The sequence below is a fragment of the Brevinematales bacterium genome (assembly GCA_026415355.1).
GTDB lineage: Bacteria > Spirochaetota > Brevinematia > DTOW01 > DTOW01 > SKYB106.
This window is the reverse complement of record JAOAHF010000013.1, coordinates 1-16,353: the sequence shown is the minus strand read 5'-3', so window position 1 is coordinate 16,353 and position 16,353 is coordinate 1. Positions and strand designations below refer to the sequence as shown.

Genomic DNA, 16,353 nt, shown 5'->3' with positions numbered 1-16,353 from the left:
TTTTGAGTATTAAATTTAATAATAAACACCAAACTAATTCAAATTTATCATACAAAACTCTCTAAATATATAATCTAAAAAAATTCCAAAGTATCAACAAAATTTCTAGGAATAATCTACAAAATTCTTACAGTATCTCAAAATTACTTAGTTATTACAACCCCATCCATAAGCAATATTTTTTCGTTTGTTACAAAAGTAAAATCTTTTACGATGTACCTATTAGTCACTAGAACTAGAGTTCCGTAACCTATAAACCTACCCTGACGGTAAAGAGAAAAATTGTATGAATCGTTAGAATAATCTTCTTTTAACGCAACGGTTATATTTGAAGGATCTCTATTATCTACAACCAATCCATCAATGCCCTTGGTATTTTTTACGAGCGTCCTTACGAAATACTCGAGACTATTAGCTTTAAGAAGTAAAGCGGTATTGGCCTTTATAAAGTATTCAAGATACCTCCTTATCAAACTATGATAAAGATTCAGTAAATCATCAAACAAATCCTCTTGCTTTTCGAACAATTTAGGTAGTGAATTAGTAAACGGTATTTTTGATATTTCTTCAAAAAGAATCCTCATATTCATAGTCTTGTTAACTATATCTAAAGCATAGTTAGAAAGCTCACTATCAATCAGCGGCAAACTGTAAATAATTCTTGGATTATATCTACTAGACTCAACTTCATCGAGAACACTTATTATTCTAGGATTTGTAATCACTGGGTTATATCTCAATATCAATGTCTCAGTAAGGTCATATACATACCTTTCCTGATATGATAAATAATCCTGATACTTTGAAATGAGAGACCTTACAACATTTTCATAATACTTCCTAGTTTTATCAATTTCTATACCAACTACCCTCTTATATGAAGAAAGTACATCTTGAGGTAAAAGAGATAGTTTTGACTTAAGCTCTTTCAAAGAGCTCTTCAAAAACTGTATATTTGTTTGCTTCTGGTATATCAGATTTGAGTATCTGTTACTTATATCTTCAACTTTTGAATAAAATTCCAAAACGGTATCTTGAATCAATTTACTTTTCACATTTTCAGGAACATCAGTTCTAAAAAGAGTTATTGAGATACTATTACTCAAAACTGCTACTTCTCTTTTAACTTCAATTTCTCTAAATATCTTGAGTTTCGAAACTTCACTGTTCAAACTCTCAATAGATAACAGTACATCATAATACCTATTAACTATATCCTCTGCAGATATTTCCTTAAGCTCTTTCTGTCCTACCGTCATATCATAAGATAATTCTGAGATATTGCCCGTAATCAAATAAATAACAGCAAATAGTATTGAAAAAGATATGATTAACACAGGTATTATATAACTCTTGTTACTCTTAGTCTTTTCAAATTCTTTCTCCAAGTTGTATCTAGCATCACCCACTCCTCTTGATCTTATGTTATTACTGAGCATTCGGTTAACTATTTCTTTAGGATCACTTATTTTTCTTTCATCTCCCATACACCACTCCAGTTAGAAGGTGGATTACCTTTTGTTCTATCAATAAACACATCAATAAACGGAAGCTTAACAGAATTAAACAGAATATTTGCTTCTTTCCAATTACCTTCATAGTATAATTTAAGGCCTTTGCTAAATAACTCAAAGTTTTTTTCAATATCCTCTGTTAAGTCTTCCCTGAATACAGGAAGATATATTCTTCTAGGCTCTTTTTTACCTTTCACAACCACGGTATCTATCTCAAAGAATATTATATCTCCTCTATAGTAAGGCATACTCTCTGTATCGTTTTTAACATACTCTGAGACAATCACAGGGAGCTTATAAAACTTTGTAAGACCTTCAAGTCTAGATGACGAATTAACACTATCTCCAATAACAGTATTAGTCATCCTCTCGTATGAACCAACATTACCATAAAAAACTTCCCCACCATCAATACCTACTCCAACTTCTATCATAATAGCTCTAAACAACTTATCTTCTTCATCTGTTAAATAACCTTTGGTTGATATGATATCATTTCTCATTCTAACCATATCATCTCTAATTACTTTCGCTGCTCTCTGGATATCATACGCAGATTTTATAGCATCGTAAGATTTCGTTCTTTCACTTATGAGACCATACGCAACCAATAGTGCATCTCCTATTATCGATATAACAGATCCATTATTGTGTACTATTCTTGAAATAGTACTACTATAGTGTAGATTAAGAAGGTTTATTATGTTGTTTCCTAAAGTTTCTGTCATAAAAGTGAAATTTCTTATATCTGAAAACAATATCGATAACTCTTTTGTGTGTCCTTCAAGTCTAACTTCCTTTTCTTGATAAACTTTAATTACTACATCTCTATTAACAAACTTCTTAAAAATCTCAAGCAAGGTATTTATCAAATATGATAATGAATTGAAAGCAACCGCTAAGAATGTTATATCATTATTATCAGATTTACCAACATCTATAATACCAAGTTCTTGCTTCTTGAGCATATCGAGTATTGAATTGGTTATCTTGCTTATATAGCTTAGCACATAAAACACAACAACTAATCCAAATATGAAAAGTATAACTGTTAAAGCTATCACTATTAGAGATATATTTAGAAATATCCTCCTTGACTCATCATAAAATTCACTTTCATCTTCGGCCCTTATTATATAAGCATCAAATTTTGGACTATATTTGTAAAATCCAAAATACCTATTACCATTTATCTCAAAACTTATAGTACCATCATTACCACTCAAACTAATACCTCTTATATTCGTTATCTCAAACTTTGAAGCAGCAAACAACACCACACCATTAGAGATACCTATACAAACAGATTTTTGCTTTTCAAATGTATTCATACTCCTTAAAACTATATTAGAATATGCTTTCTCAAAACTGCCAGTGTATTCGTACAAATCGTATTGATTATTCGCATAATTGTATATGTTTCTAAGATCATTAGCTAAGATTTTTTTTGACTGACTTACTATCTCAATATTGTTTAGAGTTAAATTTATATAATTCGTAGACAAATTTGAAAACAAAATAAATATTGAAAGTATTATAGCAATCCTAATAGGGATTGATTTTATCCTTACATTACCTACTTTCTTCAACATTTCACCTTATTGTCAAAAGTATGAAAGGAATAGTACATGTTTGTCAAAAAACCTACCTTTACTAAAGCGAAATTAAACTATTCTCATGCACCTCTAAAATCTTCAACAACCTTAATTCTAATCCTAATCTTTGATATAATCTCATCTACTTTTTTCTTGAACTCTTCAACAGAAGAAGGGGGTAACAAATGATTACTGTACCTACTTTCATTTACAATTTCAGAGATAAACTCCAAATGCTTTGAAAATTCTGGTAAAAAATTCTTTAGGCTATCACAGTATTCTTCAACACCCATAGACCTGCGATATGGTAATACATAAGAAGTATACGAAAGCATATCTATAAAAATTCTCACTATGGTTTTTATCTCTTCTACTTTTTCTTCTGAAATCTCATTTCTCTGAACTTGCATAACTTTAAGCAACTCTTCCTCTAGCTGCTCTGGAATATAATACTTTCTCTTTCTGTAAAATAAAAGTAAAAAAAGTCTACGAATTCCATCAAATATCTTACCAACAAAATATACAAAAATCTCATAAACCTTGACGAAAAAACTCAATATAGGTATATCTTTAACTCCAAACAACTTTTTGAGTATAAATCCTATAACAATAATCAAAGACAATCCAAAAAACAAAATTTGTAATAGAAACAGAAATAACCCCCAACCTATGTTTCTACCAGTCTGCACTGATCTTACATTAGTCTGGACACTCAATTCATTTGTTATACTCTCACTCATAAGCCTCTCTCGTATTTTTCTAATTTCCTCTTCGTTTATGTGTTGTTCGTTATTAATTACATCTCTCAAACTTTTACTTACAAAACTGTTAATAACGGCCGAAATATTACTAACAACAAGGTAAACATTAAACGATAACACTATAGAAGAAATAATAACCACTATAATTGAAACAAAAGAAAATTTCGTAATAAAATTCATGAAGTCTATATTGTTAATCTGGATCTTCTTTACAAAAGCATCTTCAACTAAAAATACCTTTGAAATATTAATAATAAGAACTGCTGATGCTAGAACAAAAACAACAACATAAGAAATTGTTATAATATTACTCTTGGATAGTATAAGACTTATTGAAAGAATGAAAACTGAAATAATTAATGTAGCAAAAAGAGACTTAATAGCATTTTTTACACTTTTTTTTTCAAAAAATTTCTCCTCAAATACTTCCTCAATATTTGAGTTCATAGCCAAAGAGTTTGCAGTAATAGTCAAAACTTCATATGGAAAGTTTAATATCCTAACGATATGTCCATTGTAAATTCTTAACATCATCCAAAACAAAACAGAAATCCCAAAATTTATATCCAAAAACATTCCTATGTTTCTCTCAAAACTGAATCCCTTAAGAAAAATAAAGTTAAAAACCAGTAGAAGCAAAATCTCAAAAAGTGTCTCAAATATACTCCTTATAAATTTACCACCAGCAAACATTGATGAGTTAGTGTATATAGAAAACGGTATTATAAACACAAAATAAATAGGATACCAATAAAAAAAAGGAGATTGAAAACTACTTAATTTCTTAACGACCTCAGTTATAATACCAAAAAAAGAAAACGATATAAGAAATGGTAACATAGCATAAACTACTACCTTCTCTTCAAAGACAACCTCAAGAATGCTCTTATTTTTCATAATCTCTATAATAAATTCAAAGAAATCCTATTTCAAATTACCTGAATAACAAAGAGAATTTACTTTCGCATTACTTGTAGGCATATTTGCAAAGCCAAAGAAATATCAAGTGACAGCAATTTAGGGTTGATTTGTTTTGCTTTGTTTATTGCCGTCAGAATTTCATTCTGATTGTATCCTAAACTCCTTAATGCTTTCACAAGATCATCAAAGTTTGATTCTTCACCTTCAACCTTTATACCTAACTTATGAATAGCGTTTTTAAGTTCACTTATAATTCTCTCTGCGGTTTTTTCACTTACTCCTTTAATTGAAGTTAAACTATCAACACCACCACTAATAACCGCCCTAACAATATCTTGAGGAGACAAACTCGATATTATCCTAAAAGCAAGCCTAGGTCCCACACTATTAACATCCATAAGCGCTAAGAAAACTTTCCTACTATCTCTGTCAAGAAAACCATACAACTCTTCTCCATTTTCGCAAATATGTTTATAAACATACACTCTATACTCTTCGTTCTTTTGAATACTAGACAATTCTCTGAAAGGAAAAAAAATAGAATAACCAATACCATTAACTTCAAGTATTATTCTACTTTCATCTATTTCAACAACAACACCCCTTATATAATCAATCATAGATTCTTTGTTCAGAATTCTAATAATTACACATCTATATTTCTCATTTTCAAACTCAATTACAGAAACATACTTCCATTAATCTCACTTTTGTCTATTTATGTAAATCATCCCTGAGGCTTCCAAATCTTTGCGTACATCTTCATCCATGTGGCATTTTTTGTATTTCTTACCACTTCCACACCAGCATAAATCATTTGGACCAGGTCTTTTAATTGACTTTATACTCTCGGATTGTCTATCCATTCCCAAAGCAGAAGCAAATGGACTTTTAGCCTCAAACTGTCCTACTTCTTCGTGTTTAAGGTTAATTTTATCAAGCTGTATCAATCCCATCTCATCACTAGTCCTAGATGATATCCTCATCCTAGACAGTAATCTGCAAAATTCAGATCTTATCTCTTTCATCGTATTGTGAAAAACCTCATACGCATCTAATTTGAATTCAACAAGAGGATTTCTTTCTCCATATGACCTTAAAGATATACCTTCTCTTAGCTCTTCTATTTTATTTAAATGATCTAACCATTTTGAATCTATTATGTTAAGTAGTATAAACTTTACACCTTCAAGAAAAACTTGCGTAGGCAATCCCTCTCCTGATCTTAAACTTATAGCATTATACAAAATCTCAGCAAGTCTATCGTATTTTTCTTCATTCTTAACCAAATTACCTATCTCCTTATTTATCTCCTCCTCGGAAACATCAAATAAAAACACATTTTGGATAATATACACCATATCTCCAATTCCAAAATACAAACCACTTGCTTTAGCTTCCTCTTCTTTGTCAAAGAAGAAGTCCGATATCATTTTCTTTGCAACTTTTTCAATATCACTAAGGGAGAGTATTTTATCTCTTAATGAATAGATTAGATTTCTCTGTTCATTCAAGACATTGTCATATTCCAAGAGATATCTTCTTATTTCAAAATTAAATCTCTCAACACGTTTCTGAGCGTTTTCAATAGCAGAAGTCAACCATGGATGTTCAAGTTCCTGGCCGTACTCCCACTTCATCATACTCATAAGTCTTTTCAATCTATCTGTTCCAAAAAGCCTCAAAAGCTCATCTTCAAAAGATACATAAAATCTTGAGAAACCAGGATCACCTTGTCTTCCTGATCTACCTCGTAACTGATTATCAATTCTTCTAGATTCATGTCTTTCAGTACCAATAACATGTAATCCTCCTAGTTCTCTAACTCCTTCACCTAATTTTATATCAACTCCTCTACCAGCCATATTAGTTGCTACTGTAACCGCAAATTTCTTGCCAGCTTCAGCAATTATCTTTGCTTCTTTTTCATGATTTTTAGCATTTAAAACATTGTGAGGTATTCTTTCTTTATGTAACATTTTTGAAAGAATTTCAGATTTCTCAACAGATATAGTTCCAACCAATACAGGTACTCCTTTTCTATGCAATTCTTTTATTTCTTTAACAACTGCCTCAAACTTTTCTTTCTCAGTAGCAAATATTTTATCATTAGCATCTACTCTTATCATTGGTTTGTGAGTAGGAATAACAACGACATCAAGGTTATATATCTTCCAAAACTCTTCAGCTTCAGTTTCTGCAGTTCCTGTCATACCAGCAAGTTTCTTGTACATTCTGAAATAGTTTTGGAATGTAATTGTTGCTAGAGTTCTAAACTCTTGTTTTATAGGCACTTTTTCTTTAGCCTCAATAGCCTGGTGTAATCCGTCACTCCACCTTCTACCGTACATATATCGCCCTGTAAATTCATCTATTATCACAATTTCACCTGAAACAACAGAGTAATCAACATCTCGTTTAAAAAGATAATGAGCTCTTATTGCTTGATTTATAGCATGTATCAACATCAAACTTTTGGTATCAACAGCACTAAAAAGTCCGGGCATACCCAATATCTCTTCAACTTTTTTCATTCCTTCTTCGGTTAAGTAGGCGTTTTTCTCCTTCTCTTCAATTACAAAGTCTCCCGTATCAGGGATAGGTTTGTTTTTCTCATCAACTTTAGCAGGTCTAAGTTTTCTAGCAACGTTATCTGCTTTTAGGTATATTTCAGTGTTTTCAAAAGAAGGACCAGAAATAATAAGCGGCGTTCTGGCTTCATCTATAAGAATAGAATCTACCTCATCAACTATGGCATAATAATGCCCTCTCTGGACTTTATCCTCAAGTCTGTAAACCATATTATCTCTCAAATAATCAAAACCAAACTCATTGTTAGTACCATAAGTTATATCACATCTATAAGCCTCTTTTTTGGTAGCATCAACTAATTTGACTTTATAGTAATCTAATGCCTCTTTGTTTAATTTATCTTCTTGTATTATATCATCTGTAAAATACCCTTTAGGCCAAGCCCTTAAATCATTTTCAATGGCATATCTAACCTTTTCCGAATCCAACCAATTAATAACATAACTTTTATCGTTTGGATTTATAACTCCAACAGTAGCACCTAAAAATAGATATATAGGCCCCATCCACTCAGCATCTCTTCTAGCAAGATAATCATTAACTGTAACCAACTGAACATTATTACCCGTCAAAGACTCAACAAACAAAGGTATAGTCGCAACTAATGTTTTACCTTCTCCCGTTTTCATCTCAGCTATTTTACCTTGAAACAAAACCGTTCCACCTATTACCTGTACACCAAAATGCCTCATTCCAAGAGTACGTTTAGCAGATTCCCTAACAAGTGCTGCTCCTACTATAAAATCTTCGTTTTCAACCTTCCCTTGCTTCTTAACCTTATCCCTCAAGTTGGATGCTATTTTAATTAGCTCTTTATTTGACAGCTGATCATATTCTTTCTCAAGTTTAGAAACTTCTTCAACAATAGGTTTTATCTTCTTAATATCTCTCTCGTGCTTCGAGCCAAAAATTTTTGCAAGTATATTCATGATACCAAAAACCTCAATCAAAAAATATACTTTATCAACACACAAACAATCAAATTAAATCTCAATTTTGAGATAAACTCAACTCCCCGCAAATCTCAAATAAACTAAAACTATATTAAAAATACATAGAAAAAAAATCAATCCACAACTTAAACAAAAACAATATTATCACTAAAAATGAAACAGTCAAATCTACAAGTTAATATGCAAAAACTTCAAAACTTACCACAGTATTAATAAACGAAAAACTTCTAACCTAAGAAACTTCTCACCTTAGCTGAAGCAACTATTAAATCTGTTATCTTAGTATCAAACTTGTTTTCTTTTATCCTCTTTACCAAATCCCTTGAGAATTCAACATGGTCTTTATTCTTGTTTGAGAAAAATCTTTTCACAGTTTCGTTAATCTCAGACCTTATAGAAGCAGGTAGAATATCTAAAACATCTTCATTCCACATTGACAAAACTTCTGCCATTTTTTCTTTAAACCTCGGAAACACCATTTCAACGTACTTCATATCATCTTGTGTCAAAGCACTCAATCCGAGTATATCAGGTGGAAGTCCTAAGGAATACAGTACAGCGCAAAACGATATTACTCTAGGTAAAGTTATACCTTCATCAATCTGTCTCGAATATCCAAATAAACCAACATGCATTTTTCTAGCTCTTCTTCTAGGTACAAACACAGCAAGATTATTAACTATAGGTGCTACTTCAATTAACTGTCGTTTATATGATTCTGAAACTTTCTTCATTATACTAAGAAGTCTATCCTTACTACTCAAATAATCAGGAGATTTAGTTGGAGTTAGGTTTATGTTTTCGATAGCTCTTTGAACATCCTTTATAGGGTAGTCATACTTAAAAGCAGATTGTATTGTAAATGTAGCAACACTAGGATAATTATCCATAACGAATCTATAAGTCTTAGGAGAAAAATTACCTCTAAAAGGTGCCGTACCACAACCAAGTATAGGATAAATTGGTACTCTGATACTTTGTTGCAATTCATACAGTTTTTCTAGGGCAAGCTTTATAGCAATAACAACACTCAACGAAGAATCATTCATCGCAGGATCAGATCTAGCTATAAAAACTCTCTGATACTCTATATCATCAATTTTATCCTGAATGAATTTCTTAACGGTTACATCACAAAATAGTATTTCATTTATATCCTCAAATAGAGGTATAACATTTATTCTCTTAGGCAAGAATTCACCAATCCAATCCTTGAGTCTAAGTTCAGGAGAAGTATCACAAAATTGTTTATCCTCTTTTCCTACCACTATGTTCTTGTAATAGTAATAAACTCTATTTACCGTTTCAATATCTGCCATTGGAACTATAACCTCAAATATAGGCACAAACTCAGGTTGCTTATAGAACACTTGCGCCGTATCGTAAGACCTAGGTATACTCTCAAGAGTTTCTATTAATAACTTCCCTTCTGCTTTTTCATAATTAGGGTTTGGAACTCTAAGGGTTATGAAAACATCTCTACCTATAACGTTTTGTTTGAAGAAATCTGAGTAATCTGAAAGAAGTTTCCTTATAACAAACTCATCCGTTTCTTTACCTTCAACATCCCACATTACTTCATCTACGCCTAAATACGAAAAAGCATAGTATGCTTCTTTTATTTCATCATCACCATATAAAACTGAATTGTTTGAAAAAAAAGGTATATTTGCATTATCAGGATGTTGAGTTGACATTGTACGCGGTATTTTCCTTTCCATCATTTCTCCTCTACCACAGAAACTCTAAGTTTAGCAATAATATTCATACCTAATTTAACATCTACAACATAATCACCTATAAGTTTTATAGGTTCTTCAATCTCTATTAATTTCTTATCGAGTTCAATGTTATGTTGTTCCTTAAGAGCAGAAACAATGTCTTCAGAGGTTATGGAACCAAATAATCTACCGTTTTCTCCAGCTTTGGCTTTTATGTTAACTCTAATATTCTCTAAAGCTTCCTTGATCTCCTTTGCCGTATCAAGTTTCCTCTGGTTTTTTTTCTCGAGGGACTTAATCTGAGATTTTACAAAGTTTACATTTCCATCCGTAGCTTCAAGAGCAAAACCATTTCTTATGAGATAATTTCTAGCATACCCATCTGCTACTTCCTTTATCTCTCCTAATTTACCAACACCTTTAACATCCTTAACAAGAATAATCTTCATATTACCTCCGAGACTTTGAAAATTTTAGAAGTTATCTGTCGGTATTTTCAATTTGATAACTTCAAAAAGTAATTTTATACTTGTTTAGATAGGAGGTGGTCTATGAAAAGAATATCAGGGGGAGTAATAGCCCCAAAGGGTTTCAGAGCAATTGGAATAGCAGGTGGAATAAAGTTATCTGGTAAAAAAGATATATCATTAATTCTATCTGACGTTGAATGCACTGCTGGTGGAGTATTTACAACAAACACATTCAAAGCAGCACCCGTAATTCTGAGTATGGAAATCCTAAAGAAGAATCCCACAGGAATAAGAGGAATCGTAGCAAATAGCGGAAACGCAAATTGCTTAACTGGTGAAAAAGGATTACAAGACGCCAAAAGAATGGCAGAAATCGTGGAAATGAGAATGGGATTCAAAGAAAATTCGATATTAGTAGCATCAACTGGAATCATAGGTAAAACCTTACCTATGGATATAGTTGAATACGGTATAAACAAAGCTTGTGATAAAATAAAACAAGAAAGTTCTTCAACATCGGCAGGAGAAGGCATTATGACAACAGACACAAGAGTAAAAGAAATAGCAATACAACATATATCAGGATTGGAAACCTTCAAAATAGGAGCAATAGGTAAAGGGAGTGGAATGATTAACCCTTCCATGGCTACTATGCTATGTTTCATAACCACTGATGTAAAAATATCAAAGGAATTACTTCAAGAAGCACTTGAAACAACAACCGAAGAAACTTTCAACAGAATATCCGTCGATGGAGATATGAGCACAAACGACACTGTTTTTATACTAGCCAGTGGTCTCTCTGAGTTTTCAATAACCCAAAAAGACGAAAAATACAAAATTTTCCTGGAATATCTAAAAGAGGTCATGAATAGTATCGCTCTAATGATAGTAGAAGATGGCGAAGGAATAACAAAGGTAATAAAAATAGAAGTACTAAATGCATCAAAAAAATCTGCTGCCGAAGAAATAGCAAGAAAAATAGGAAATTCACTTTTAGTTAAGACAATGTTTTTCGGTGAGAATCCTAATTGGGGTAGAATAATAGCATCAATAGGCTCAGCAAAAACTAAAATAGTACCTGACAAACTCTCAGTCTCGGTAAATGGCAAACTAATATTCGACAAAGGGAATTACATAGGATACCCAAATAACGACATCCTAAAAAGCAAAAACATAACCATTTCCGTTAACCTAAACAGCGGTAAAGAAGAGTTTACCCTATATACAACGGATCTAACCTACGAATATGTAAAAATAAATGCAGAATACACCTAACCAATCCGAAAGTCTAGTTCTTCAGTCATATTATAACTATTGATCCATCTACCCCTTCCAAGATTTTCGCTTTACCCTGAAGATAGTAAATACCAACCAAAAGACAAGCAACTGCATCAAGTTCATCTTGTGAGCAACTATCATCTACATCAAAACCAATCCTTTGATAAAACTTAATTATCTCAACTTTATTCTTTCTCCCAACACCAAATCTATCGTAAACTGCACCAGGAAATGTCTCAAAAACCATTTTACCCATACTCTCAAGTTTATTCTTTATACCAATACCCCTCTCCGTAAGTATCCTCATAGGACCAAGAGTAACAGGGAAAAACTTTATTCCTAAGTCTCTCAATTTTCTATCACACTCCCTAAAATGAATACCATTGTTCTCATTCAGATTATCTCTACCAGCAGGTATGGAAAGCGGAGAATCTACGAAAACAAACTCGAAATCTCTTGTTACATTCAATATCTCTTCATCAGAATAAACAACATAAACTCTTAAAATACTATCAAAATAAGCAACACCCGTTCTTCTATTCGGACTACCCGCTAAATCAATTCCTACTACGTTTCCAAAATACAAATCTTCCATAATCTAACCAAAATCTATGGAATTTTCTTAAACATACTAGTGCTTTGGCTTTATTTTCATTTTCTTTTTTATGTATATTGATTCTTCCCTCTTTATATCCTCAACACCTAACAAGTAATTCAGGTACCTTGCTAAAACAAAAAAGTAATCTGACAGTCTATTTAAGTACTTAATAGCATTTTTGTCTATTTCGTAGCTCTTTGAAAGAGAGACAACTTTTCTCTCTACTCTTCTGCAAACACACCTTGCTATATGAACAAAAGAAGCAACTTTTGACCCACCTGGTAGTATAAAACTTTTTATAGGTTTTAATTTGTCTTCAATATAGTCTATCTCTTTTTCAAGCTCGGCAGTCCAAATGTCAAGTTCTTCAATATTACCACCCATCACAAGCGTTCCAGTATCAAACAATCTATTTTGTAATAGTCTCAGAAATTCCGATATTCTTACTCTCTCATCATTACGCTGTATAACATCAATATGCGACAATATAACACCTATCCAAGAAGTAAGTTCATCAATATCACCATACACATCTATTTTTATGTGATCCTTGCCTAACTTAACTCCACCAAGAGTATATGTTTCTCCACTATCACCAATTTTTGTGTATATCTTCAACTTTTTTTCCATAGTTTCTTATTCTATGGATGGATTCCCATAAATGTCAAAATCATTGCCAATTATAATACCAACAAAAAATAACACTCACTAAACTCTGTGTTTACCATCTATGTTTGACTTAAGTTTTTTCAAAAAATGCTACAATTCTTCATTCGAAAATCTACGCCCATTAACAAAATAAAAGGCAAGATTAAATCAAGATCCAAAGCTCAAACCACAAAAAAACTCCATATTTGATTCGAAAATTAACTTCAACAAAATATCAATTTTGCATAGTAAAACCTTAAGATTTAACAACAAACTTACTTACGTTTAAAAGGCTTTAAGATTGATAAAATTCTACATTCAAAAAATTTAGTGGATATTTAAAACTTATCTATGTATTTTACCAACTCAGCAACAACTTCTTCAATAGACATATTATCTGTATTTATTACAATCGCTCCATCAGGAACTCTAAGAGGTGAATCTTCTCTAGTACTATCAATTCTATCTCTTAACTCTATTTCTCTCTTTACATCTTCAATTGATACATTTCTATTAGAATACTTTTCATCTCTAAGCCTCCTACTTGCTCTTTCTTCCAAAGATGCATCAAGGTAAAATTTGTATCTGGCATCTGGAGCTACAACTGTTCCACAATCTCTACCTTCCATTACCACTTTACCTTTTTTTGACATATTTCTTTGAAGACTGACTATAAATTTCCTAACTTGAGAAATTGATGCAACTTTTGAAACTATTTTTTCAACTTCCTTACTTCTTATCAAGGAAGAAACATCTTCCCCATCTAAAAACACTTTTTCTCCATCAAAATCTATAAAAGTTGAGTTTATAAGCTGTAGAATTCCTTCTATATCATCAGTAGAAATACCATTTCTTAATAATTTCAATGAAAACGCTCTATACATAGCTCCGGTATCCAAGTATGTATACCCCAACTTTCTTGCTAAAGCTTTAGCAACAGTACTTTTACCAACCCCCACAGGACCATCTATTGTTATTACATCCTGCATACTATTTCTCATTCTCATCTTCATCATTTTCGTAAAGCTCTATTATCATTTTAACTAAATCATGTCTTATTACATCTTCTTTTGAAAGATATACTATTTTTATACCTTCTACTTTATCAAACAGTTTCTTAGCATGTACCAAACCAGATTGTTTATTCTTTGGTAAGTCACTCTGAGTTATATCACCCGTTATAACCATCTTTGAGCCGAAACCCAATCTAGTTAGAAACATTTTCATTTGTTCTTTAGTAGTATTTTGTGCTTCATCAAGGATAATGAACGAATTGTTTAATGTCCTACCGCGCATAAATGCAAGCGGTGCTATCTCAACTACATTCTTTTCCATAAGTGTAAAATACTCTTCTGGGCCTAACATATCAAATAGAGAATCATATAAAGGTCTCAAGTAAGGATTAACTTTTTCTTCAAGATTACCCGGTAAAAACCCTAAATTTTCACCTGCTTCTACCGCAGGTCTTGTCAAAATTATTCTTGAAACTAGATTTCTATACAAGTAATTAAGTGCCATAGCAGTAGCCAAATAAGTCTTACCCGTACCAGCAGGACCTATACCAAACACTATATCGTTTTGCTCTATTGCTCTTATGTACTCAGATTGGCCTTGAGTCTTAGGTCTTATAACCCTTTGCTTTCTTGAGACTATAATACCTTTTAGCATCAAATTATCAAGGTCTATTTCTTTTGATGGATCTTGATGCTTGTATTGCCTTATTATTATATTCATATCATCGTCGGAAACAATCTTATCGTTACTAACAATATCAATCATAGAGTTTATAACTTTCCTAACTGTTTTCACACTTTCTTCATCACCAATAACTACGAAAGAATTGTCAGTTAAATATACTTTGACTTTGAAGTTACTTTCTATAATCTTAATGTTAACATCATTAACACCTGACAAAACAATAGGATCTATACCCTTAGGAAACGAAATACTTGCCTTCATATTTTATTCTTGTCGCTTTTAAAAAGTATAAAAATTTTCTCCTTGAAATTCAAGAAAACTTTATCTTTAAATCTAGTCAATCTATAATAACATGAGTTTGAATAATATTACTGTTACAACCTCGTTCTTGCATAACAAGTATGATAATTCACAATCTGATTTTCGGTTTAGTTGTAATAAAAATTTTGGTATTTAAATAATATTCAACTATGAAAGTATCAGTTATAGTTCCCTGTTATAACGAAGAAGAAGTAATAGAAAAAACATACGAAGAGATTAAAAAAGTAATGATTGACAACAAGTACGACTATGAAATAATCTTTGTTAATGATGGTAGTAAAGACAAAACCTTAGACATCTTAAGATCAATATCAGACAAAGATGATAAAGTTGTTGTTATATCATTCTCCAGAAATTTTGGTCACCAACCTGCAGTATCTGCTGGAATAAAACACTCATCAGGCGATGTCGCAGTAATAATCGATGCAGATTTACAAGATCCTCCACAACTAATACCTGAAATGATAAAAATACACAAAGAGCAAGAAGCAAATGTAGTTTATGGAGTAAGAAAAGAAAGAAAAGGTGAAGGATTTTTTAAGAAATTTACAGCTAAACTCTTCTACCGTTTGCTGAATACAATGTCAGATATAAAATTCCCTCTTGATACAGGAGACTTTAGGCTAATAGATAAAAAAGTCATAGAAGAATTCAGAAAACTCAAAGAAAGAGATAAATATATAAGAGGACTGATAAGCTGGATGGGATTTAAACAAGTACCTATCTATTACGACAGAAATCCAAGATTCGCAGGTGTAACAAAATATCCTTTGAAAAAAATGATAAAATTCGCATTAACTGGAATATTCTATTTCTCAGACAAACCTCTCAAAATGGTAACATCTTTGGGATTTATCACAACAATCCTAGGACTCTTCTTAGGCACATACGTAATACTTTCAAAATTAATCAATCCATCCCAAACAATTTCCGGCTGGGCTTCAACTATGATAACAATAATATTTTTAGGTGGTGTTCAACTCTTAACCCTAGGAGTAATAGGTAAATATATAGCAAACATCTTTGACGAAATAAAAGGTAGACCCGAATACATAGTAGATGAAATAATAAGCAAGAAACAAAAAATTGGATTCTAAAAAATCTATCTTATTTCATCTAAGTAAACTTAAATAAAGAAGATCAAATTTTCTATCAAATTATACCTTAATACTTAAGGATAATACTTCACGAAGCAATTTCACTACTCTACCAAGGTTATACCTTTTGAGAATTTTATTTCACTGACTTTGAATTTAGCGAGTTCTTCTCCCATTTGGGTT

13 protein-coding genes are annotated in these 16,353 nt (G+C 31.7%); 2 read left to right on the top strand and 11 right to left on the bottom strand.

Annotation, left to right across the window (positions count from 1 at the left end):
* Nucleotides 1-143 precede the first annotated feature (143 nt).
* The 7 genes from N2712_05965 to rplI all read right to left on the bottom strand — a co-directional run bounded on the left by N2712_05965 (nucleotide 144) and on the right by rplI (nucleotide 10,506).
* Complete coding sequence (locus N2712_05965) at nucleotides 144-1,487, bottom strand: hypothetical protein (protein ID MCX8029523.1); 1,344 nt, start codon at nucleotides 1,485-1,487, stop codon at nucleotides 144-146.
* On the bottom strand, nucleotides 1,466-3,106 hold the full coding sequence (locus tag N2712_05960; GenBank protein ID MCX8029522.1) for an adenylate/guanylate cyclase domain-containing protein: 1,641 nt from the start codon (nucleotides 3,104-3,106) through the stop codon (nucleotides 1,466-1,468). The genes N2712_05965 and N2712_05960 overlap by 22 nt, the downstream gene beginning before the upstream one ends.
* An 83-nt stretch (nucleotides 3,107-3,189) precedes the next feature.
* Nucleotides 3,190-4,767 carry a hypothetical protein gene (locus N2712_05955; protein MCX8029521.1) on the bottom strand — a complete coding sequence of 526 codons (1,578 nt, stop codon included), beginning with the start codon at nucleotides 4,765-4,767 and terminating at the stop codon, nucleotides 3,190-3,192.
* A gap of 59 nt (nucleotides 4,768-4,826) precedes the next feature.
* On the bottom strand, nucleotides 4,827-5,411 hold the full coding sequence (gene ruvA, locus N2712_05950; protein MCX8029520.1) for a Holliday junction branch migration protein RuvA: 585 nt from the start codon (nucleotides 5,409-5,411) through the stop codon (nucleotides 4,827-4,829).
* An 84-nt stretch (nucleotides 5,412-5,495) separates the two neighbouring features.
* Nucleotides 5,496-8,312 (bottom strand): preprotein translocase subunit SecA, encoded by a 2,817-nt coding sequence (gene secA, locus N2712_05945; protein ID MCX8029519.1) that lies wholly within the window; start codon nucleotides 8,310-8,312, stop codon nucleotides 5,496-5,498.
* A gap of 251 nt (nucleotides 8,313-8,563) precedes the next feature.
* Complete coding sequence (gene ppcA / locus N2712_05940) at nucleotides 8,564-10,057, bottom strand: phosphoenolpyruvate carboxylase (protein MCX8029518.1); 1,494 nt, start codon at nucleotides 10,055-10,057, stop codon at nucleotides 8,564-8,566.
* A complete protein-coding gene (gene rplI / locus N2712_05935; GenBank protein MCX8029517.1) occupies nucleotides 10,057-10,506 on the bottom strand; it encodes a 50S ribosomal protein L9 in 450 nt (149 codons plus the stop codon). Before rplI ends, ppcA begins: the two co-directional genes overlap by 1 nt.
* Before the next feature lie 102 nt (nucleotides 10,507-10,608).
* Between rplI and argJ the strand changes: the two genes are divergently transcribed.
* Nucleotides 10,609-11,805, top strand: coding sequence for a bifunctional glutamate N-acetyltransferase/amino-acid acetyltransferase ArgJ (gene argJ / locus N2712_05930; protein ID MCX8029516.1), 1,197 nt, complete (start codon nucleotides 10,609-10,611; stop codon nucleotides 11,803-11,805).
* A 25-nt stretch (nucleotides 11,806-11,830) separates the two neighbouring features.
* Here the strand turns inward: argJ and N2712_05925 are convergent, their stop codons facing one another.
* The 4 genes from N2712_05925 to N2712_05910 form a co-directional block, all read right to left on the bottom strand.
* A complete protein-coding gene (locus N2712_05925) occupies nucleotides 11,831-12,403 on the bottom strand; it encodes a DUF429 domain-containing protein (protein ID MCX8029515.1) in 573 nt (190 codons plus the stop codon).
* A gap of 36 nt (nucleotides 12,404-12,439) precedes the next feature.
* Nucleotides 12,440-13,036 (bottom strand): cob(I)yrinic acid a,c-diamide adenosyltransferase, encoded by a 597-nt coding sequence (locus tag N2712_05920; protein MCX8029514.1) that lies wholly within the window; start codon nucleotides 13,034-13,036, stop codon nucleotides 12,440-12,442.
* Between the two features lie 356 nt (nucleotides 13,037-13,392).
* Nucleotides 13,393-14,043: a (d)CMP kinase gene (gene cmk, locus N2712_05915; GenBank protein MCX8029513.1), complete on the bottom strand. Its 651-nt coding sequence runs from the start codon at nucleotides 14,041-14,043 to the stop codon at nucleotides 13,393-13,395.
* 1 nt (nucleotide 14,044) lies between these two features.
* Nucleotides 14,045-15,013, bottom strand: a complete 969-nt coding sequence (locus N2712_05910) for a PhoH family protein (protein ID MCX8029512.1) — start codon at nucleotides 15,011-15,013, stop codon at nucleotides 14,045-14,047.
* Between the two features lie 209 nt (nucleotides 15,014-15,222).
* Here N2712_05910 and N2712_05905 point away from each other — a divergent pair, with 209 nt between their 5' ends.
* Complete coding sequence (locus N2712_05905; protein MCX8029511.1) at nucleotides 15,223-16,170, top strand: glycosyltransferase family 2 protein; 948 nt, start codon at nucleotides 15,223-15,225, stop codon at nucleotides 16,168-16,170.
* Nucleotides 16,171-16,353: the final 183 nt, after the last annotated feature.

Excerpts from the sequence above, each read along its gene's own strand:
- N2712_05960 (MCX8029522.1), bottom strand. The coding sequence starts at position 3,106 with ATGTTGAAGAAAGTAGGTAATGTAAGGATAAAATCAATCCCTATTAGG.
- cmk (MCX8029513.1), bottom strand. The coding sequence starts at position 14,043 with ATGCAGGATGTAATAACAATAGATGGTCCTGTGGGGGTTGGTAAAAGT.
- ruvA (MCX8029520.1), bottom strand. The coding sequence starts at position 5,411 with ATGATTGATTATATAAGGGGTGTTGTTGTTGAAATAGATGAAAGTAGA.
- N2712_05965 (MCX8029523.1), bottom strand. The coding sequence starts at position 1,487 with ATGGGAGATGAAAGAAAAATAAGTGATCCTAAAGAAATAGTTAACCGA.
- N2712_05925 (MCX8029515.1), bottom strand. The coding sequence starts at position 12,403 with ATGGAAGATTTGTATTTTGGAAACGTAGTAGGAATTGATTTAGCGGGT.
- N2712_05905 (MCX8029511.1), top strand. The coding sequence starts at position 15,223 with ATGAAAGTATCAGTTATAGTTCCCTGTTATAACGAAGAAGAAGTAATA.
- rplI (MCX8029517.1), bottom strand. The coding sequence starts at position 10,506 with ATGAAGATTATTCTTGTTAAGGATGTTAAAGGTGTTGGTAAATTAGGA.
- ppcA (MCX8029518.1), bottom strand. The coding sequence starts at position 10,057 with ATGGAAAGGAAAATACCGCGTACAATGTCAACTCAACATCCTGATAAT.
- argJ (MCX8029516.1), top strand. The coding sequence starts at position 10,609 with ATGAAAAGAATATCAGGGGGAGTAATAGCCCCAAAGGGTTTCAGAGCA.
- N2712_05955 (MCX8029521.1), bottom strand. The coding sequence starts at position 4,767 with ATGAAAAATAAGAGCATTCTTGAGGTTGTCTTTGAAGAGAAGGTAGTA.
- N2712_05910 (MCX8029512.1), bottom strand. The coding sequence starts at position 15,013 with ATGAAGGCAAGTATTTCGTTTCCTAAGGGTATAGATCCTATTGTTTTG.
- secA (MCX8029519.1), bottom strand. The coding sequence starts at position 8,312 with ATGAATATACTTGCAAAAATTTTTGGCTCGAAGCACGAGAGAGATATT.
- N2712_05920 (MCX8029514.1), bottom strand. The coding sequence starts at position 13,036 with ATGGAAAAAAAGTTGAAGATATACACAAAAATTGGTGATAGTGGAGAA.